Raw genomic sequence first — 17,977 nt, 5'->3', positions numbered from 1 at the left:
AGACATGGAAAAAGGGGAACCGTGGTCTCACGGCTCCCCTTTCGGTTCAGATCGTCTTCTCTCGCGCGCTGGTCATGCGACCAATGACAACCCCGCGTCCTGAGGCTGCTCACCGCTGTCGATGAACGGGATGATCGAGAAGGTCTGGCCACCGCGCTGCTCCTCGTTTTGCACAGCGTTGACGCGCAGGTCGCCATCAGGCGTGTTGATCAGCAGCGACAGGTAGTCATTGCCCGTGCGGCTGCTTTTGGCCATCCAGGCCGAGCCAACGCGGATCGGCTTGCCACGCGGCGAACTGACCTCGATCCGGTAGTCCGGATGCGTGTCTTCGGTCTTGTAATCGTTCTCGATCAGCATGAACTCCAGATCGAACATCATGTTGGCGATGTAGCCGGTGAAGGCGTTGTCGGCGTCCATGGCGGTGAGCTCGCCCGAGATCGAGCCGGATTTCATCAGGCCGTTCGAGACCAGCGGGATGATCTCGAATTCGCCGCTCTGGGCTGTGCGCGCTTCCTTCGTCTGCACGGCATTGACGCGGAACGGGCCCAAACCGACATCGATCTGCATCGAGATGTAGGGATTGCCGCTGGTCGTGCCGGTCTCGTTCCAGGCCGTACCGATGCGCACCTTGCGGCCAGACTTGTTGACCGCCGTCACGTCGTAATCCGGGCTGCGTTCGGACATCTTGGCCCGTGCCTCGAGCTGGATGGCGATGTCAAAGCGCGTCGAATGGATCATGCCGGTGTATTCGGCGGCTGCGGTCTCGACATTGCGGTTAAGGGTTCCTGCGAACATGGGATGGTTCCTTTTGGATTGGCCGGTGCCTGACGTTTTTGCCAACGCATCCGGGATTGCTTTCTCGACCCCTTGAGGGATCACAAATCAGAAAGCCTGCTTTCCTTTCAGTCCCGCCCACGGGTCAGATCTGCCGTCCGAGTGGGAGTGCCCCCGCGCCTCCGGATGCTACGCCCCCCTCCTGCCCGTCTGGTCTTGATTGGCTGCCCGGATTTTCCGCGCTGTCCTTCGATTGCGCGATGAAGAACTCCGCCTCTTTTCCGTTCAACCGGTGCCCGCTCCGGTCGGTCAGGCCGATGCAGCTACCGTTCGGCACAAAGGTGATGAGGTACTGACCGAGCCGGTCCTTGTGGACAACGTAGCCGGTATTGGCCCAGTGCACGGTCTGACCGGCATCGACGGCCGCCTTGATGTCTTCGAATGTCATGTGATCCTCCTCAAAAAGATTGCTGGGGAAACGACGCAAGAAGCCTGATCTTCCGACCGGGCTTCTATGCAGCATTCGTTTGGCAAACGACCGAGAGCTGTCAGACGCTTTGCGTGGCTTGCGTCGCGCGCGCCGCCATCCAATCTTTCAGGCCGAGAACCGTTCTTCCGGCGGCCACCTCGAATGCCCAAGCAACCCTTGGATCGCCGCAGGGCTCCCCGCTGAGGTGCTGCTCGATATGGCCATTGGCCATCCATGGCTCAGGCTGTATCCGTCGCAGCCAGTCCGCCATGCTCGGAATGCGGCCCTGACAGTCTTCGCGGACATGCTGCTCGCCGATCCAGCGCACGGGGATCTCTCGACCTGCGCTATTGGTCAGGGTCAGGCCGAAGACACGTTCGGCCTCGAACAGGCCTTGAGCGTGGTGGCGCATGGCTCGGTGCGTGAAGAGCGCGAGATGCTCTTTCGAGGCGTCAAACCAATCGTGCACAGCCTGATAGTCAGACGGCACCCCGCCGAATTTCCGGGCCGAGCTTTCGGCATGATGAAGCGGATGCGCCATCTCACAGCCCCTCGTCATAGCTATGCGAGCATTCAACGTAGCGGTCCGCATGATCGAGCGTGATGCTGTCGGCTGCTATGTCCCAGGTCAGCGTGCCGTAGCCGCCCTCGTTGTTTTCGAACCCCGGGTGATGGTGATAGGCGAGCGACCAGGCGAAGTCGCCCACCTCGGTGGCAAGCGGCTCCGGCAGTTGGACCTCTGCAGGCTGCACCGTCACATCCTCGACATTGCCGGAATCGCCATAGCCTTCGTATTCGGCGGTGACCTCGCTGATGCCAAGCGCGCGTAGTTGCGCAAGCAGCTCCGCTCGGGATGCCTTCAGGGTGGTTTCGCGCTCTGCACGCCACTGAGCCGCCATTGCGGCATAGTCGATCTGGGGATTGGTCATGGGTCTGTCCTCTTATCTGAATTTGGGGGGCCGGGCCTGGCATTGGTCAGCGCGCGCCCGGAAAGCGCAGATCGGCCAAATCCCGATCCACGCCGCCCGACCGGAAGCCCGCTTTGACTTTTCAGGCGGCTTGTTCTGACGTCATGGCGGCTTCCTGCCCCACGATCCGGGCCAGAATGCTTCCCGTGTCGATCCCGTCCCCATGCGGCAGGAACACCCGTAGCTGGAAGGCGATGATCTCGGTGAAGCAGCCGAGGGCCTTGAGGCCATCAATCATGCCCCTGTCAACGCCGCACAACTCAAGGCGCATCTCGCCTGCGACACGGCGACGGGTCAGGGTGAGACCCCGGCCCAGATCGACCGGCGCAGTGGTGCCGAGGGCGGCGGTCAACATCTCCTGCGGTGTTTGCGGGTTGGACACGAGGAAGCGGGCGCGCAGCGCGGCCGCCCCTTCCTCGCTCAGCGTGCGCCCGATCATGGCGGTCGCCCCATCGGGCGTGACCCGGTAGATGCGCTCATTGGTGGTCGGAATGTCCTTCCAGATCGGCAGCAAGAGACCGGTCAGCAGGTAGAGCTTGGTCGTGGTGGTTTTCGGCAGCAACGTGGCCTCGGCATCCCAAAGGCGGGTCAACTCAGGCTTGCTGATCTCTTCCCAGGCAGAAGACCCGAACCGCGCCTCCTCCAGGTAGCTCGACCCGTTTGGCCGCACCGCCTTGCGCATCAGCGTGACGACGTCCTCGTCATACATCTGCATCGGCCGCGCCGAGATCAGCGCCGCGCGACCGGAGGCGCGATTGACCATCGGCAGCTTGTCGGGGTTGCGCGACAGGGCGTCATCCGCCGACAGCACGTGGACAGGGTCGGTAACCTCAAGTCCAATGATCCGTGTCACGGCACCGGATTTCGGGCAGGTCCAGAGATCCTCTGTGGAGACCTGCTCGATCCTTTCGCCACGCAGGGTTTCCACGCCGAGATCGAGCGTGCCCGCCGCGCGCGCCCGCTCAGACTGATCGGCGATCCGGCGCATGAACTCGACAAAGAGCGCGTTCTGCATGTGGATGGGAAGGGCCAGCACCCGGTTCAGAAACCGCTGGATCGGCGGAAGCTCTTCGAGCAGCACCCCGTCCTTGTCGATCAGCCGGAGGGCCGTCCAGTCGGTGAAGCTCTCGTAGCTCATCGCCTCGGCCCGCCCGACGGCAAGATCGGCGAAATACCCGCGCAATGCCGCCCGCGCGATCGGGCTTTCCAGATTATCCTCCTCGCGGAACATGCCCTGCGACCCGGTTTCGCGCTGGCCCTTGGTCAAGGCCCCCAGCTGGTCGAGGCGCTTGGCGATTGTCGAGGTGAAGCGCTTCTCGCCATGCACATCGGAGGTGCAGACCCGGAAGAAGGGCGCGCTGACCTGGGCCGAGCGATGCGTGCGGCCGAGCCCCTGGATGGCCGCATCGGCACGCCAGCCGGGCTCCAGAAGGTAGTGCCGGCGCCTCTTCTGGTTCTTGGCCGTTTGCGCCGCGTGATAGGATCGGCCAGTGCCGCCTGCATCAGAGAAGATCAGGATATCCTTTTCGCCATCCATAAAGGCTTGGGTCTCGGAGGAATTGCTGCTGGCGGCGCGCTTTTCGATGAAGAGATGACCATCCTCGGCCTTGAGGGGCCGGAGAGACCGCCCCGTGACCTCGGAGACAGCCTCCTCGCCAAAGGCCCAGAGGATCTGATCGAGCGCTGAGGGGACCGGGGCCAGAGTCATCAACTCCATCATAGCCGCATCGCGCAAGCCGAGCGCCTCGCGCGAGACCACCAGCGCGCCGGTCTCATCCCGGAGTGGCTCGGCCACCATGTTGCCGTCAATCTCCACGAGCTTTTGCGCATGGATCGGGAAGGCTTGCTCGAGATAGCTCAGAACATAGTCGCGCGGCGTTAGCGCGCCCTCGACCAGCTCGTCCTCTGGGTCCATCGTCTCAAGCCGACGTTTCAGCAGGCTCTCACCCGTTGAGACCACCTGGATGACGCAAGCATTGCCCGCCGCCAGATCGTCCTTGATGGCGCGGATGATGGTCGGCGCCTTCATGCCCATCAGGAGATGGTTGAAGAAGCGCTGTTTCGTGCTTTCAAAGCGAGACTTTGCAGAGGCGCGTGCGGCCGAGGCATTGGTCTCGCCCGAGGCATCGTTGACACCGGTCGCGGTCAGTGCCGCCTCGAGATTGTGGTGGATCGTCCGAAACGCACCTGCATAGGCGTCGTAGATCTCGATCTGAGCCGGGGTCAGCGCGTGTTCGAGCACATCATATTCCACGCCATCGAAGCTGAGAGCACGGGCCGTGTAGAGACCGAGCGTCTTGAGATCGCGCGCGACCACCTCCATGGCGGCGACACCGCCTGCCTCCATCGCCGAGACGAAACCTTCGCGGCTCGGGAAGGGATATTCGGGGCCCTGCCCCCAGAGCCCCAGTCGTGCGGCATAGGCGAGGTTGTGGACGCTCGTCGCTCCCGTGGCCGAGATGTAGAAGACGCGAGCGCGGGGTGCTGCCAGTTGCAGCCGCAGGCCCGCAAGGCCCTGTTGGGAGGGTTTGACCCCCCTGCCCTGCTCGGATCCTGCCGCGTTCTGCATCGCATGGGCCTCATCGAAGGCCAGCACACCGTCGAAGTCTTCGCCCATCCACTCAAAGATCTGGCTCAGTCGCGTGGTGCCGCATTTGCCCGCGGACCGCAGCGTGGCGTAGGTCACGAACAGGATACCGTCACCCATAGGGACGGGCTGGTCCGGTTTCCATTTGGAGAGCGGCTGGATGTCGGCGGGCGAGCCGCCGAGATCGGTCCAGTCGCGGATGGCGTCCTCGATGAGCGTGGCGGATTTGGAGACCCAAATCGCCTTCCTGCGCCCGGAAAGCCAGTTCACGAGAATGAGCCCCGCGCATTCGCGGCCCTTGCCGCAACCGGTGCCGTCGCCGAGAAAGTACCCAAGGCGATAGGCCCGTGCGTCTGGGTCATCATCGGCGCGCGTCAGCTTGGTCTGGTCGTCATCGATGGTAAACCGACCGGGCAGATCGCGCCCATGGGCATCATGCGCCATGATGATGGTCTCGAGCTGCGCCTCGGAGAGATCTCCCTCCTCGATCAACCGTGTGGGCAGGCGCAAGTCATCACTGCCCGTGTTTGAGGGCATGGGCGGGGCAACCGAGGCCATGGCGATGCTCTCGACCAGCGGCGTGGGATGTTCCTGCGCACCCGCGATCTCGATCCGCTGCGGGCGGTAGCGCGCATAAATGTCCGAGATAGGCTTGTTGTCGCGCGGGGTCTCAAGGCTCGTGAAGCTGAGCGGGCGGACGGCCTTGGCCCGAGGTTTGGAGGCGGCGACAGGCGCAGCGGCGGTCTTGCGCGGAGCAGAGGATGGAACGGTCGGCCGAGCATGAGGGGTCGCTTCAGCCCGTTGGGCGGGACGCATCTCGGGCCGGGTTGCGGCCACGGCGTCGACAAAAGGAAGGGCTTCATCCAGATCCCGCACAGGGACGCGGATCATTTCGCCGTCCTCCTGCACCTTGTCGAAGACCATCAGCTGGGTTTCGACAGAGGTGCCGAGCTTGCGGTAGACCTGCCCCGGCATCGTCAACGCCAGTCGCGGCGTCAGGAGACCACAGGCGCGGGACCAATGCGCAGCATCGCGTTCGGGCGTGAATCCCGGCGGCATGATAGCCACCAGCCGCCCGCCGGGTGCCAGGCGCTTGGCAGCCGCGATGAGATGCTTGGCGGCAATGTGCTTGTCTCGCGAGCGATCGACCGAGGAGGCGAAAGGCGGGTTCATCACCACGACGTCGGGTAGAACCGGGGTCTGCAGCAGATCATCGATATGCTCACCGTCATGGCCCGTCACATCGCCGCCAAAGACCGCGCGCAAAAGGCTCTGGCGAAAGGGGTCGATCTCGTTGAGCAGAAGTGTGGCACCAGCCCGGGTAGCGAAAGCAGCCAGGGCACCGGTGCCAGCCGAGGGCTCCAGCACGGTCTCGCCCTTGCGAATGGATGCCGCCCGCACGGCCATTGCCGCGAAAGGCAACGGCGTGGAAAACTGCTGCAGCCGGATCTGCTGCTCGGAGCGACGGGTTTCCGTGAGGAGCCGTGAGGCAAGCAGCTTTGCGGTGGCGATGTCACCTGCTGCACCGTCTCCACGCAGCAGCACCTGGATGGCCGCGGCCTGCATCAGGTCGTAGGCCATGCGCCAGTCCCAGGCACTGCCAGCATCGCTGCCATGAAACGTCTCGCGCATGATGCGCGCGAGCGCTGAGCTGCGCAGGGGTTGTTGGTCGATCTCCGCGCCAATTTGCGGCAGCGCAGAGGTGAGATCAGCGTCGGAGATTGAGAGAGCCGGGTTTGCCAGTTTGGGCTTGGACATGGGGATTTCCTTTGGATCAGGGTCTGAGTTCCAAAGGACAAAAAGCCCGCTCTACACTTTTTGGGGTTTCCGCCGAAAGCTATGACGGAGGTTGGGCAACGAGAGTGAGTGCAGAATTTCAGATCACGAGCGCGACCCGCCCTTGTCGGAATCAAAGGCTAAGTCACGCAGCCGATCGGCAAACAATTTTTTGACAGAAGAAGCGGCGGCAACCCACCAAAACACCCCGAAACGCACGAAGGTACCAGGTAAGAACAGAACGCACTGTTCAAGACTGTTGGCGGCGCTTCTCATCAATCACCGCCTGCACAAGGTTCATCACGTTGGAATGCGGTGTCGCGGCCTGCTGGTCATTCAGTGCCTCCTTCACCTTGGACCGAAACCAGGCATCATGGGACGTCATCTCACCGGTCACGGCGATGGTCCTCGAGGCGCCTATCCAGAAGCTCGCCTAGGTCTCTCGGCATAGCTGCAACGCTCAGAGCGACCCGAGATCGGCGGTAGGGAGAATGGACCTTGGACAGATTGACTTTGTCGCAAGCCTCTTTGCGGTCTGAAGGCTGTTTCAACTCGGATTCCCCGTTCACGCGATGATCGAACGTTACAGCAAAACTTCCCGGACGATAAGACTCTTGAGATCTCTACATTATGGGGATGACCAAAACATCTGCGCACAGACGCCCCTTCACACCATTGCCGACGTTGGGGCGGGATGCCGCGAAGGTCTCAAACGAGCCCAGACTCACCGATGCTGCGGGGCGCGCGAATGTCGGCTTTCGTCCGGCGCGTCGCACCATGATGGAGTTAGTCAGCTTCCACCAAGTCACTCCGGGCATCGCGGATGATCATCCACGACGAATGCAGGAAAAGCCCCGCGATCGCGAACGCGACGATCAGGTCGGGCCATGCACTGCCAAGCCACGCGACCAGCCCGGCGGCGATGACCACGGCGAGGTTGCCGATGGCGTCGTTGCGAGAGAACAGCCAGACGGCTCGCATATTGGCATCACCCTTGCGGTGCTTTAGCAGCGGCAGCACCGCGAGGATGTTTACGATCAGCGCACCTACCGCGAAGGCTCCCATCAACCCGGCTTCTGGCGTGGTCTGGTTGAGGACACGCCAGAGCGTGCTGCCGACAACGCCAAGGCCCAGAAGGCCCAGAAACACGCCTTGGATCATCGCCGACCGCGCCCGCCATGTCAGGCTCCAGCCGATGGCGAGCAGGCCCAGAAACGTGATCGCACCATCGCCCAGAAAATCGAGCGCGTCTGCCTTCAGCGCCTGCGAACCGGACAGGAACCCGCCGAACATTTCGACCACGCCGTATCCGAGATTGAGCGCGACCACGATCCAGAGCGCGCGGCGATAGCTCGGGTCCTTGTAGGCCGGATCGGACGATGTATCGCCGTCCTCGATCTTCTCGAAACCGTAGCCGGTCGCGTCGAGCGCGGGCCGCACTTTCGGCAGATCGCCGTCCGCGATCCGCAATGTCATGATGTGGGTGGCGGCGGACACTTTCACGTCGCCTTCGGCCACGCCCGCAGACCGGGCCGCGCGCTCGATCTCGGCGGCATCTTTCGCGCAGTCCATGCCTTGCACCCGCATTCGGATCGGGGAGGAGGCTGTCGCCAACTTGCTGTTATCGGGCTGGCTCATGTGCGATCCTTTTTGTGGTGGCGGGCGAAAAGGTACGCTGCTAACGTATCAGTGGATAATGATATGACAGCGCAAAACATTCAAGACGATCTTTCGGCACCCGATACACTGGAACTGCGGGCAAAGCTCTTCCGGGGCCTAAGCGATCCCAGCCGTCTGACGATCCTCGATGCGCTGGTGTCGGACGAACGCAACGTGCAGGAAATCGTCGGGCATACGGGTTTGGGTCAGCCCAACGTCTCGAACCATCTGCGCTGTCTGCTGGAATGCGGGCTGGTCAGTCGCCGCAGCAAAGGCCGCTTCGTTCGGTATCGTCTGGCGGACAGGCGGGTCGCCGATCTCATCCGTGATGCAGATCAGCTACTTGCCTCGACAGCCAACGGAGTTGATGCCTGCCAAAGCTATACGGACTAACCGGCGCGACCTGCTGCAATGTCCTATCGGTGCGCCAAACCTGAAGCAGCCATCTGCGCATCCGCAGCGAATGCACCCTTTGTCCGCATCTTACCAGTTCGTACACGATGCAGCGAACGGCTGGTGTACGGATAGGGAGGGACTTCTGAGAATTTCATCGTACCAGCCATATGACACACCAATGTCGCTTATTTCACTCGGCTCAAGGGTGACGGGAGATTGTAGGGCAGAACGACCTCTTTACGGACAGCCTCAGCGTAGGATTCTGCCCCTTCCAGCATTCGACCCCACTTACCAATCAGGCACCGCTTCAAGGGATTTCTCGAACCGCTTGCCTGCCGCTGCAGCTTCTTTCAAGAGCGCGTCGAAATTGTCAGGTGGATTGCCATCTTCCAACATCCCTTTGAACGTCGCATAGGCATCCGTCTTGCTGCCATAGGCGCGCAGGGTCTTGTCGTCGTTCACCCAGGCCACCACGATGACCTTCGCATCGCTGTTGAACCGATAGAACAGCCGATACTGCTGGAAGAATTTCGCCCGGAACCAGTGCTTGCGGTGATCGCCGAGTGTGCCGCCTTGCCGGAAGGCGGCGGCACCCGGATCTGCCGGTATGGCTTCGGTGACCAGCTTGAAGATGGCGGCCAGCCGTTTCGTCGGGTTTTTCTTGCGCCAGGTCTTAGGATCGCGTGCCTTACGCGCCTCGACCTCTTCAATCAGCCCTTCGAGCTGATCCAGAAAGAGCGGATGCGCATAAATCGACCATCCATTCACGACAAGGGGCGCTTGGGCGGGCACGCTATCGCCGCTCATTCATCCTCGAGCGATAGCGGCGCATCGAGATCGACATCAACGTCTCCGACCAGTGCTGCAAGACGGTCATGCAAAGCCCCATCGAAAGCCCGAATGCGGTCCGGATGCGCCTTGATATCGGCCTCGACAAAATCGAGAAAGGCTCCGAGCACGGGATCTTCCTCGTCGCTGCGCACGGGCTCGATATAGACCCTGCCACTCGGCTCGGTGCAGTAACGAATCTGGTCGCCCTTGCCCAGCTTGAGCTGTTTGCGCACACCCGCCGGCACGGTCGTCTGATACCGATCCGTGAGTTTCGAGACATCTTGTGCGAGGGCTGTCATGGCAGTCTCCTGAAGAAAAGGGGCTTTGCTGCCCGCGATAGGTAATGCATTTGCATTGCCTCGTCAAGACAAGCCGCAGCATCTGCTGTCGCCGGGCAGGTCGATGAACCGTCCGGCGCAGGACCTAATTTCGCCCCGCCAGGAACTCCGCCAGCACCGGGCTAGCCGCACCTTTCGTGGAGCTGAGCAGCTCCGAGCCCGCAAGCGAGGCCTTCGACAGGCGTACGAGCCCACCAGTTTCCTCGATGCGGTAGCAGCGGCGCTTTTGCCGCCCACGCCTGTAGTGGGTCGCGGTGACAATCTGGCAGGTACTGCCATCGGTGAGCGTCACAGGGGTGGCGAGCTTGATCTTGTCGCCTTCCTCGTAGTCCGGGATCGCAGCCCAGTCCTGGCAGCGCTGGCGCCAGGCATGAGCATAGCTGTCTGGGTCTTTCAGCTCGGACAGCAGGGCCAATAGGCTCAGTGGCGCGCGGGATTCGACCGGTCCCGCGCTTTCCTCCATGTCCTTGTAGCCCCAGCAGCCGTCATCATATCGGGTAAGGAATACGGCGGCGAAAGTGATGGAGCCATCCGCATCGGTGACATAGGTCGTGTCTTCGACAGGGGTGCCGTCGATATTTGTGACCTTTGCCGCCGCGTACCAAGTCGAACCCACCTTGCAGGCTTTGACCAGTTCCGTCTTGCGCCTTTCGCCCTCGAAGGTGCACAGCCGAGCAATCTCCGCTTTCTCATCCGCGTAGGTCTGGACGCGGCCGTCGGTGTAGAAGAGCCAACCCATCACGCCGCCCTCCGGTCATCGATTTCCATCAGCGCATCGAGCGGCACGCGGTAGGGCTGCATGGCGTCAAAATCCTCGCAATTGCCACAGTTCTGCACGATCGCAAAGGTGTCGCAGGCATCCTTGAGGATGACCCGGAAGGTGCCACCGAGGCCCGAGGGCACTTCGTAGGTCCCGCCGATGAGATAGTCCGAGGCCCGGCGCACGAAGACGCGGATGCTGTGGCCATCGGTGGCGAGCCGGATGGCCCCTCGCCCCCGGTCGATGAGCACCTGCACGTCATCCAGGATGTCGGTGTAAAACTGGCCGGTCAGATCGCGAAACGCCATGCGGCGCTGCGCCATCCAGTCGGTGTCCCGAAACGGGTTCATGCCGTCGGCGAAGGCGAAGGAGGGATCGGCCTGCTCGGTGGTAACGATACGGGTGGTCGTGCCATCGATGCCGTTTGAGCGCAGATGCACACCATTGCCGACGATGAGGATCAGGGCCGGCCTGTCCACGGGCCCGTTCCAGTTGGGCAGGAAGGTCTTGCAGGCACGCGCATGTGCGATTTGCGCCGCAACAGCGGAGGCAGAGAACTTGAGAATAGCCATGGGGATGTCTTTCTGTTCGGTTTGGAAGGGTCGACCCGCGCGGGCGGCATGGTCCACGCGCGGGTCGCGTGAGGACTCAGGCCGCTTGCGCGATGTCGCCGTCAGGCTCCGGGGTTTCCGCCGCGGGCTCCGCCTCATCACAGGCGACACCGGCTGTCTGCATCATGGGCGGGCACCAGGCGGCCACGGCAGCGCGCTGCGCGTCCGTGAGCGTGGCGAAGGGCTCGGCGAAGAGCTTGTCACAAAAGGCGACGATCTCCTTCTTGCTCGACGAGGCCAGCGTCACCGCCTCCTGGGCGAGACCCAGATCCTCGCCGAGGATCTTCAGGAGCCAAGCCTTCTTGAAGCGGTTGAAGAGCGCCGCATTCGGCGTCCAGTGGGAGCGGATGTCGGGCATGATCTCGATCTCGAACGCATGCATCAGGCTGTCGCGCTGGCGGTCCCGCGCGAAGCAGGACTGCGTGGTGCTGGCCGTGGCATAGGCCACGAGCTTGGCCTTTTCGCCTGCCTCCAGCGCGCGAAACGCCGCGAACTGATCGGCGGGCGCGCGGGTGTCATCGAGCCAGGACAGATCAAGCGCCTCATGCGCCGCCGCCACCTGCTCGAGCGAGGTTGCGTCGATCTCGTCCATCTTGGCATGGCTGCGGTATTCCTTGCGGGCATCGATCTTGATCGCCTGCGTGACACTCATGCCGCTGGCCAGAACGTCGCTCACCAGCTTGAAGAGCGTCAGATCGAGCGTAGCTTCCGGATGCAGCGCCATCGCGGCCCCAAGCGCCATGGCTCGCTCGGTCTTGAGGTCCTCAGCCAGTGAGGCCGGATAGGTGATTTCGCCGGCGTCTGGGGCCTCCTCCCCGGTCGGGCTAGCCGAGGAGCCGCGCGCGCCCTCCTTTTTGACGGTGTCTTCCGGGCGGACGAGGCCAACATGGAGGGTCACCTGCCCGCCCGACCAGGACGCGATTACCCCAGACCGCGCGAGGTCCTCGGCGCTGTAGGCCTCCTGCAGGTCGCGGGCTTCCTCTTCCAAGGCGTCCACGCGCTCGTAAAGCGCGTTGTAGGCACCGTCCTCGAGCCCCTCATCCTCCATCTCGAGCTGCAGTTTCTCAAGCTCGGCGGTGATCTCATCGATGCGCTTTTGCGCAGCCTCATCAGGCTCGATCGGGCCGGGATAAACGCGGCCGTAGTCGGCCATGGTCGCGTAATCATAGCGGACCATGGCATCGGCCCAGGCAAAGCCCAGCTTTATGCGGGCCTCTTCGGCGGCGGCACCGAGCTTCTCGAGCAGGATGGTCTCGACCAGCGCGGCGTCTTCGAGCACGGAATGCTCTTCCAGAAGGTCAGCGGCGACAGCGCCGCCCCGCGCCTCGTAGTCCGCGCGCACGAAGGCCCCGATATCGTCACTGACCTGCACGCCGCGGGATTTGAGCGCCTGGCGGACCGTATAGGCCTGCAGGTAGCTATCTTCCTTGGTGAGCGCCTCGAAGACTTCGCGCTGCACCTCCTGGCTCGGATGCTCCGCAAAGGCCTTCATCGTGTCGAGCGTGATCGTCTTGGCCCGGGCCGCGGCGCGGATGTCGGGGTGGATCAGGCCATAGCGCAACCGGCCTTTCACGGCCGCCACCGTGGTGCCGAAGGTCTTTGCGATCGTCTCGGGCGTCTGGTCGTCGACCTCCATCATCCGCGCGAAAGCCTCGAACTCGTCGATGGCATTCATCGGCGCCTGGGTGATGTTCTCAGCGAGCGACAGGGCCGTGGTGACATCGCAATCCTCTGGCACAAGACGGCAGTCGATCTTGGCCTTCGCCGTGAAGCCTTTCGCGGCCCTGTCCGCGACCAGCTCCTTCAGCGCGGCATGCCGACGGCCACCGGCGAGGACAGCATATTTGCCGTCGAGCTTCTGGACCATGAGCGGCTGCAGGAGACCCAGAACGGCGATGCTTGCCTTCAGATGGGCGATGTTCTCAGGATCATAGGTTTCCGGCGAGTTGCTGCGCACATTGGCGGGATGTGAGACCAGATCGCCGATGGCGACGGAGACGGGTTTGAAGCTTGTGGTCATGGCGTTTCCTTTTCGGTGGGTTTGGAGCGGCCCGCGCATTCAGATGCGCGGCCAATCCCCGTCTTCAGGGATCACCACAACAAAAGGCCCACTCTCCCTTTGAGGGGTCAGCGGGCCTTCATCGCCTGGGCTGTCAGGAGGGGTGTCCCCTCCCCTACCAGTCGCGCGCCAGCATGACGGTCAGTACGCGCATTGTGGTCACGGGATTGTCCGGGGCCTCGGCGCCATAGCGGAAGTCGGAATCCGCTTCGTACAAATCCAGTTTCCAGAACACGGTCTCGCCGCGGACCTCGACCGCCCCGAAATCATGCCATCCTTCGGGATCGTTCTCGGGCTCGAAGGTCTCGAACATGCCCGTGGCCTTCACCGCCTCGGCCATGAAGCCGTCACCGGCACTCATAATTGAGCGGGTGACATGCATGCGGCCCTGGATAGACTGGGCGGTTGGCACACCGAGGCACGCGAGCTTGCGAAACGCGTCGTTCTGCGCTGCGATCACACTCGGATCAGGGCGGTCTGTCTGGGGTTGTCCTGTCATGGACATGGGGTGCTCCTTTGAGAAGTTGAAACACCCTTCCAAAAGCCAGCTTTTTCTTTTTCCCCCTGGCGGCAGGACAGAAGCAGAAGGGGCCCTACCCGAACAGCCCCTTGGGTCTGTAATTCGGGTTGGGGATGGTTTCGATCCAGCCGCCTTGGTGCTTGATGGTCTCAAGTGCCGCCGAGAGCGGATAAGCGCCCTCGGACGGGCTCCACCAATAGGCGCCGTGCTTGAAGGTGATGATCTTGCGGCGGCCGTCGTTGAAGCAGGCCACCCGCAGCGTCTTGGGTTCCTTACGTGACATGGGCGTCTCCGTTCTCCCTGTGGTCAGGCAGCCTTGGCTCGGCCCCCTGCCCTGCCCGCCTCCGATCTGGCGATCAGGTAATCACAGGCGCGCTGCGCATCCGCGGCGTGCTTGAAGATCGCACCCTTGTCCGACCGAAGAACGCGCAACCAGTTATGGAGGTAGGCAGCATTCATCTCGAGCGTATGCGCCGTAAAGCCGAGCGTCTGACCCAGGAACACCGAGGTCAATTCCGCGACGATCTCCTCGCGCGCGTAAGAGGTGTTGCCAAACTTCGAGAACCCGAAATCACGGTTCAGTCGATGCCGGGCCTTCGTGGCATGGGCCAGCTCATGCGCCCAGACCCCGTAGAAATTGCGCGGGTCCTGGAACCGCGTGATGGATGGCATGTAGACCTTGTCCACGGGGGGCAAATAGTACGCCTCCGTGCCCGTGAAGACGGTCGTGATGTCGATGGCATCGAAAAACGCCTGCATGTGCGGGATGGGCTCGGACGGCGGATGCTCGGGCGCGGGCTCCGGGTCTGGGAAGAAGCTGTCGGGCAGGCCATCGATCTGGCAGGCATTGAACACGCGGTAGGATTTCTGGAAGCGGAAGATGCGGGCTTCCTCGGAGCGATCATCGCCATCGCTGCGGTCGTCCTCGCCGCCCGCGTCTTTCCGGCTTTGGCCGTAATAGACGACGACAGAGGATTTCTCGCCCTTGCGGACCTTTGCGTCCAACGCATTGGCCTGAGGCAGAGTCATCCAGAAGGGAGAGCTGTGGCCCGCCATCACGGTCCGCATCGTCAGCAGGAAGTTGTTCACCCCCTGGTAGGGTTCGCCGCCCACGCGCAGGGGGCGTGAGCTGCCGCCTGCGGTCCAGGGCTTGCGCCACGGCAGGACGCCGCGCTCGATGATGCGGATGATTTCGTTTGTGATGACCTCGGAGGCATCGAATTTGGTCGTGCGGGATCGGGCCATGGCTGGCCTCCTTTCGAGTTTTGGTGAGAGGGAATGGTGATCAGATTGACTGAAGGGGCCTCGGATCGTTGGCGATCCTGGCACCGAGGGCTTCGACCATGTCGATGTAGGCGGTCAGCGAGACGGATCTGCCAGAACCGCAAGGATCAGGGTCGACCGATCCGTCCCGCGCCACCCGCGGCAGTCTCGCGAAGGCAATGACATCGGTGACGGGTCGGATATCGATGAAGGGCGTCCCTCGTGCGACCGCAAGAGTGGCCAAGGGAAAGCGCTCGATCGGCGCGAAGGTCGAAACGGTGGTCCAACCGAGATGGAGGAATGTCCCACCCTCCCCGCAGATCACGTGCGCGTTTGGCAATGACGCCGCCTGCTTCAGATAGCCGAGATCACGCAGGACGGTCTCACGCTCGAGCTGCAGTGCCTGGCCCGTCTGGCCGGTTCGGCGTAGTTCCTTGTGCCGCCACCACGAGGCGGCGGTCGCGCGTAACACGCACAAGACACCTGTTTGCATCGGAATGCCCTTCATCAATAACAGCAGACCGGAATCCGGCCCGGACCCATCTGAGGGACCCCAAAGGCCCTCATCCGTCAGTCACAAAACCCGAAGAACACTTTCACTCTTTAGGGATCTGATGCCGAGGAGCGTTAAATGCAAAGCTCATGAGAACGTAGGATCCTCCACTTTCCGGCATCAGACCCCAATGAGGAACAGGATCAGGCCCGGACACCCTCTTTCGGGCATCCTCAGGCCTGACCTCCCCCGGCCCTCCTCTTCCTCTCAAACCCCATGATTTCCGCAGGTGGCTTGATTTTGTTCCTGTTATGTTCTATGTTGAAAGCCACGCTAAGAAGGGAGATCCCCGATGGAAAGCACCACTTACGCCCTGCCCGCGACGCCAAAGCAGATCGCCTATGCGCGCGCACTGGCCCTTCGCAACCAGACGCTTCTGCCGTGTGAGGTTCAGCAAGATCGGCGCTCCTTGAGCGCCTGGATCGACGCACAGGCCAAGCTGAAGCCGGGCACGCAGGACAGCCGCCCGACATCAAAGCAGGTCGCCTTTGCCGAGCGCCTCGCCCGCATCAAGCGCCGCGCCGTGCCGGACGAATGCTTCCGCGACAAGGAGCTGATGTCGAAGTGGATCGATGGGAACAAGTGAAACTGGGTAGACCCCGCGCTGATCGAGATTACTTCGGCCGATCGACAACGGATGCCCCGCCCGACTTGGCAAGCGCGATCAGGCTGGACTGGATTTTGGATGTGAAGACGGAACTGAACGTGCCGATGGGCGTGCGGTCCTCCCAGACAAAGGACCGCTCCAGAACATCGGTGTTGATCTCGTCCAGCATGACCCATTTGCGGACATGGGTTTATGACCCCACGCGCTGCGACTCGATCTGTGGCACCTCGATGATCAGCACGATGTTGACGAGCGTTGCCGCAACAAGCAGCCGGAGCGGGGTTCGGGTACACCCCATTAACTCCTAGCCTACGGCGACCCCGAACAGCGCACCGACCCCGGCTGTCGCCGCCATTGCAAGCGCTCCCCATAGCGTGACCCGCGTGGCCCCACGGACGACGCCTGCGCCGCCGGCCGAAGCGCCCAATCCGCCAAGAACCGCAAGGCCAAGGATCGTCGATCCCGCCACCAGGGGAGCGATCTGCGCCTCCGAGACCAGCAGCACGACGATCAGGGGCAGCACCGCCCCAACGGCGAAGGTCAGTGCGGACACCAGAGCCGCCTGGACAGGGCGGGCGGTAACGGTTTCCGAAATGCCGAGCTCGTCGCGCGCATGCGATCCGAGCGCGTCACGTTCAGTCAGTTGCACGGCAACCTTTTCCGCCAGGTCGCGGTCCAGCCCCCTTTCAACATAAATCCGGGTTAGTTCCTCGAGCTCGGCCTCGGGCGTTTCCTCGAGTTCACGGCTCTCTCGGGCGAGGTCCGCCTGTTCGGCGTCAGTCTGAGAACTGACTGAGACGTACTCGCCTGCCGCCATGGACATCGCGCCGGCCACGAGGCCAGCCAGCCCCGCTATAAGGACCTCCGGCTTTCCCGATCCTGCTGCGGCGACGCCGACGACGAGGCTCGCGGTCGAGACAAGACCATCGTTGGCGCCGAGAACGGCGGCCCGCAGCCAGCCGATGCGATGCACCATATGGATTTCAGAATGTGATAGACGGCTCATGGCGTGGCTCCTTGAACGATGTCAGCTTGCTCTGAAATGATCGCCTGGGGTTTGCCCGTAGCTGGCTCCTGTGGCGCGATGCGCAGCGCGCGCAGGGCGTTCAGGATCACGGCAACGTCGATCACTTCTTGCAGGAGCGCGCCCTGAACCGGCGTGAGGTAGCCGAAAGCGGCCGCGATCATGCCCATGACAGACAGGCCGATCCCGGCGACAACGCTTTCGACCGCGATCCGGCGTGAAGCCCGCGCGATCTCGATGCCGGGCCCCAGCCGGTCGATCCGGTCGACGAGCAGCACCACGTCGGCGGCCTCGGCCGAGGCCGCGGCGCCCCGTGCCCCCATTGCCACGCCTACATCGGCTGCGGCCAGGGCGGGCGCGTCGTTGACACCATCACCCACCATCATCACCGGCCCGTGTTTACGCTCAGAGAGCACCAGCAACACCTTTTGATCCGGCGTCAGACCGGCCCGCAGCCCGTCGAGGCCCAGCCCTTCCGTCACACGCTCGGCCACGTCCGCGCGGTCGCCGGTGGCCAGCAGGATACGCGAGATCCCTTGGCGGCGCAGACCGTCCAGCATGGCACCCGCTCCCTCGCGCAGCGGGTCGGACATGACGAGGTGCCCGGCCATGTGACCGTCAACTGCCACTGCGACAAGGACCGATCCGGCGCCCTTGGCGGGGTGATCGCCCACCATCCGCCCGACCCGGGACGCCACGAAGCCGTCGCCCCCGACGATCACCTCGCGGTCCTCCACACGACCCAAGACCCCTTCGCCCGGGATCTCAGCCACTTCTGTCGG

21 protein-coding genes are annotated in these 17,977 nt (G+C 62.9%); 2 read left to right on the top strand and 19 right to left on the bottom strand.

All coding sequences use genetic code 11. From position 1 onward, the window contains the following. Positions 1 to 72 precede the first annotated feature (72 nt). The 7 genes from C8N42_RS17435 to C8N42_RS17410 all read right to left on the bottom strand — a co-directional run bounded on the left by C8N42_RS17435 (position 73) and on the right by C8N42_RS17410 (position 8,212). A complete protein-coding gene (locus C8N42_RS17435) occupies positions 73 to 795 on the bottom strand; it encodes a DUF736 family protein (protein WP_107817807.1) in 723 nt (240 codons plus the stop codon). 124 nt (positions 796 to 919) lie between these two features. After that, positions 920 to 1,222, bottom strand: a complete 303-nt coding sequence (locus tag C8N42_RS17430; RefSeq protein ID WP_107817806.1) for a hypothetical protein — start codon at positions 1,220 to 1,222, stop codon at positions 920 to 922. A 100-nt stretch (positions 1,223 to 1,322) separates the two neighbouring features. Further along, complete coding sequence (locus tag C8N42_RS17425) at positions 1,323 to 1,784, bottom strand: DUF6915 family protein (protein WP_107817805.1); 462 nt, start codon at positions 1,782 to 1,784, stop codon at positions 1,323 to 1,325. Between the two features lies 1 nt (position 1,785). After that, positions 1,786 to 2,172 carry a DUF6878 family protein gene (locus C8N42_RS17420; RefSeq protein ID WP_012187349.1) on the bottom strand — a complete coding sequence of 129 codons (387 nt, stop codon included), beginning with the start codon at positions 2,170 to 2,172 and terminating at the stop codon, positions 1,786 to 1,788. A gap of 121 nt (positions 2,173 to 2,293) precedes the next feature. Then, entirely contained in the window at positions 2,294 to 6,556 is a 4,263-nt protein-coding gene (locus C8N42_RS17415) for a strawberry notch-like NTP hydrolase domain-containing protein (protein ID WP_107817804.1), read from the bottom strand. Between the two features lie 268 nt (positions 6,557 to 6,824). Next, complete coding sequence (locus tag C8N42_RS21685; protein WP_153218031.1) at positions 6,825 to 6,971, bottom strand: antitoxin PaaA2 family protein; 147 nt, start codon at positions 6,969 to 6,971, stop codon at positions 6,825 to 6,827. A 389-nt stretch (positions 6,972 to 7,360) separates the two neighbouring features. After that, on the bottom strand, positions 7,361 to 8,212 hold the full coding sequence (locus tag C8N42_RS17410) for a cation diffusion facilitator family transporter (RefSeq protein WP_007803328.1): 852 nt from the start codon (positions 8,210 to 8,212) through the stop codon (positions 7,361 to 7,363). A 63-nt stretch (positions 8,213 to 8,275) separates the two neighbouring features. Between C8N42_RS17410 and C8N42_RS17405 the strand changes: the two genes are divergently transcribed. After that, the gene (locus C8N42_RS17405) at positions 8,276 to 8,626 is read left to right on the top strand and encodes an ArsR/SmtB family transcription factor (RefSeq protein ID WP_007803330.1); all 351 of its coding nucleotides are present in this window, start codon (positions 8,276 to 8,278) and stop codon (positions 8,624 to 8,626) included. Between the two features lie 291 nt (positions 8,627 to 8,917). Here the strand turns inward: C8N42_RS17405 and C8N42_RS17400 are convergent, their stop codons facing one another. The 9 genes from C8N42_RS17400 to C8N42_RS17360 all read right to left on the bottom strand — a co-directional run bounded on the left by C8N42_RS17400 (position 8,918) and on the right by C8N42_RS17360 (position 15,504). Continuing rightward, on the bottom strand, positions 8,918 to 9,436 hold the full coding sequence (locus C8N42_RS17400; protein ID WP_107817803.1) for a type II toxin-antitoxin system YhaV family toxin: 519 nt from the start codon (positions 9,434 to 9,436) through the stop codon (positions 8,918 to 8,920). Then, positions 9,433 to 9,759, bottom strand: a complete 327-nt coding sequence (locus tag C8N42_RS17395; protein ID WP_005668772.1) for a type II toxin-antitoxin system PrlF family antitoxin — start codon at positions 9,757 to 9,759, stop codon at positions 9,433 to 9,435. Before C8N42_RS17395 ends, C8N42_RS17400 begins: the two co-directional genes overlap by 4 nt. A 124-nt stretch (positions 9,760 to 9,883) precedes the next feature. Next, positions 9,884 to 10,537, bottom strand: coding sequence for a DUF6927 domain-containing protein (locus tag C8N42_RS17390; protein WP_024099305.1), 654 nt, complete (start codon positions 10,535 to 10,537; stop codon positions 9,884 to 9,886). Further along, on the bottom strand, positions 10,537 to 11,130 hold the full coding sequence (locus C8N42_RS17385; RefSeq protein ID WP_025042408.1) for a hypothetical protein: 594 nt from the start codon (positions 11,128 to 11,130) through the stop codon (positions 10,537 to 10,539). Before C8N42_RS17385 ends, C8N42_RS17390 begins: the two co-directional genes overlap by 1 nt. A gap of 76 nt (positions 11,131 to 11,206) precedes the next feature. Then, positions 11,207 to 13,189, bottom strand: a complete 1,983-nt coding sequence (locus C8N42_RS17380) for a ParB/RepB/Spo0J family partition protein (protein ID WP_043754129.1) — start codon at positions 13,187 to 13,189, stop codon at positions 11,207 to 11,209. Between the two features lie 154 nt (positions 13,190 to 13,343). Then, positions 13,344 to 13,733 carry a DUF3768 domain-containing protein gene (locus tag C8N42_RS17375; RefSeq protein WP_107817802.1) on the bottom strand — a complete coding sequence of 130 codons (390 nt, stop codon included), beginning with the start codon at positions 13,731 to 13,733 and terminating at the stop codon, positions 13,344 to 13,346. 88 nt (positions 13,734 to 13,821) lie between these two features. Then, complete coding sequence (locus C8N42_RS17370; RefSeq protein ID WP_107817801.1) at positions 13,822 to 14,031, bottom strand: DUF6330 family protein; 210 nt, start codon at positions 14,029 to 14,031, stop codon at positions 13,822 to 13,824. Positions 14,032 to 14,054: 23 nt separating this feature from the next. After that, the gene (locus C8N42_RS17365; RefSeq protein WP_107817800.1) at positions 14,055 to 14,993 is read right to left on the bottom strand and encodes an ArdC family protein; all 939 of its coding nucleotides are present in this window, start codon (positions 14,991 to 14,993) and stop codon (positions 14,055 to 14,057) included. Positions 14,994 to 15,033: 40 nt separating this feature from the next. Further along, positions 15,034 to 15,504 (bottom strand): hypothetical protein, encoded by a 471-nt coding sequence (locus C8N42_RS17360; RefSeq protein ID WP_224557871.1) that lies wholly within the window; start codon positions 15,502 to 15,504, stop codon positions 15,034 to 15,036. Positions 15,505 to 15,856: 352 nt separating this feature from the next. Between C8N42_RS17360 and C8N42_RS17355 the strand changes: the two genes are divergently transcribed. Further along, positions 15,857 to 16,150 carry a hypothetical protein gene (locus tag C8N42_RS17355; protein WP_028288615.1) on the top strand — a complete coding sequence of 98 codons (294 nt, stop codon included), beginning with the start codon at positions 15,857 to 15,859 and terminating at the stop codon, positions 16,148 to 16,150. Positions 16,151 to 16,178: 28 nt separating this feature from the next. Here C8N42_RS17355 and C8N42_RS17350 read toward each other — a convergent pair whose 3' ends face one another. The 3 genes from C8N42_RS17350 to C8N42_RS17340 form a co-directional block, all read right to left on the bottom strand. Next, complete coding sequence (locus C8N42_RS17350; protein WP_224557872.1) at positions 16,179 to 16,340, bottom strand: hypothetical protein; 162 nt, start codon at positions 16,338 to 16,340, stop codon at positions 16,179 to 16,181. A gap of 135 nt (positions 16,341 to 16,475) precedes the next feature. Continuing rightward, positions 16,476 to 17,177, bottom strand: coding sequence for a VIT1/CCC1 transporter family protein (locus C8N42_RS17345; protein WP_107817798.1), 702 nt, complete (start codon positions 17,175 to 17,177; stop codon positions 16,476 to 16,478). After that, the coding region (locus C8N42_RS17340; protein ID WP_146168287.1) for an HAD-IC family P-type ATPase at positions 17,174 to 17,977 on the bottom strand (804 nt) is incomplete at its 5' end. The genes C8N42_RS17340 and C8N42_RS17345, both read right to left, overlap by 4 nt.

This window comes from Celeribacter persicus, assembly GCF_003050785.1.
Taxonomy (GTDB): Bacteria; Pseudomonadota; Alphaproteobacteria; order Rhodobacterales; family Rhodobacteraceae; genus Celeribacter; species Celeribacter persicus.
Note: the sequence above shows the minus strand (reverse complement) of the source record. Positions and strands in the feature narration are given on the sequence as shown.

What these genes read in the sequence shown, in the direction of transcription:
- C8N42_RS17370 (WP_107817801.1), bottom strand. Translation starts at nt 14,031, where the DNA reads ATGTCACGTAAGGAACCCAAGACGCTGCGGGTGGCCTGCTTCAACGAC.
- C8N42_RS17360 (WP_224557871.1), bottom strand. Translation starts at nt 15,504, where the DNA reads ATGCAAACAGGTGTCTTGTGCGTGTTACGCGCGACCGCCGCCTCGTGG.
- C8N42_RS17430 (WP_107817806.1), bottom strand. Translation starts at nt 1,222, where the DNA reads ATGACATTCGAAGACATCAAGGCGGCCGTCGATGCCGGTCAGACCGTG.
- C8N42_RS17395 (WP_005668772.1), bottom strand. Translation starts at nt 9,759, where the DNA reads ATGACAGCCCTCGCACAAGATGTCTCGAAACTCACGGATCGGTATCAG.
- C8N42_RS17350 (WP_224557872.1), bottom strand. Translation starts at nt 16,340, where the DNA reads ATGCTGGACGAGATCAACACCGATGTTCTGGAGCGGTCCTTTGTCTGG.
- C8N42_RS17420 (WP_012187349.1), bottom strand. Translation starts at nt 2,172, where the DNA reads ATGACCAATCCCCAGATCGACTATGCCGCAATGGCGGCTCAGTGGCGT.
- C8N42_RS17410 (WP_007803328.1), bottom strand. Translation starts at nt 8,212, where the DNA reads ATGAGCCAGCCCGATAACAGCAAGTTGGCGACAGCCTCCTCCCCGATC.
- C8N42_RS17425 (WP_107817805.1), bottom strand. Translation starts at nt 1,784, where the DNA reads ATGGCGCATCCGCTTCATCATGCCGAAAGCTCGGCCCGGAAATTCGGC.
- C8N42_RS17415 (WP_107817804.1), bottom strand. Translation starts at nt 6,556, where the DNA reads ATGTCCAAGCCCAAACTGGCAAACCCGGCTCTCTCAATCTCCGACGCT.
- C8N42_RS17365 (WP_107817800.1), bottom strand. Translation starts at nt 14,993, where the DNA reads ATGGCCCGATCCCGCACGACCAAATTCGATGCCTCCGAGGTCATCACA.
- C8N42_RS17435 (WP_107817807.1), bottom strand. Translation starts at nt 795, where the DNA reads ATGTTCGCAGGAACCCTTAACCGCAATGTCGAGACCGCAGCCGCCGAA.
- C8N42_RS17405 (WP_007803330.1), top strand. Translation starts at nt 8,276, where the DNA reads ATGACAGCGCAAAACATTCAAGACGATCTTTCGGCACCCGATACACTG.
- C8N42_RS17375 (WP_107817802.1), bottom strand. Translation starts at nt 13,733, where the DNA reads ATGTCCATGACAGGACAACCCCAGACAGACCGCCCTGATCCGAGTGTG.
- C8N42_RS17390 (WP_024099305.1), bottom strand. Translation starts at nt 10,537, where the DNA reads ATGGGTTGGCTCTTCTACACCGACGGCCGCGTCCAGACCTACGCGGAT.
- C8N42_RS17400 (WP_107817803.1), bottom strand. Translation starts at nt 9,436, where the DNA reads ATGAGCGGCGATAGCGTGCCCGCCCAAGCGCCCCTTGTCGTGAATGGA.
- C8N42_RS17380 (WP_043754129.1), bottom strand. Translation starts at nt 13,189, where the DNA reads ATGACCACAAGCTTCAAACCCGTCTCCGTCGCCATCGGCGATCTGGTC.
- C8N42_RS17385 (WP_025042408.1), bottom strand. Translation starts at nt 11,130, where the DNA reads ATGGCTATTCTCAAGTTCTCTGCCTCCGCTGTTGCGGCGCAAATCGCA.
- C8N42_RS17355 (WP_028288615.1), top strand. Translation starts at nt 15,857, where the DNA reads ATGGAAAGCACCACTTACGCCCTGCCCGCGACGCCAAAGCAGATCGCC.
- C8N42_RS17345 (WP_107817798.1), bottom strand. Translation starts at nt 17,177, where the DNA reads ATGAGCCGTCTATCACATTCTGAAATCCATATGGTGCATCGCATCGGC.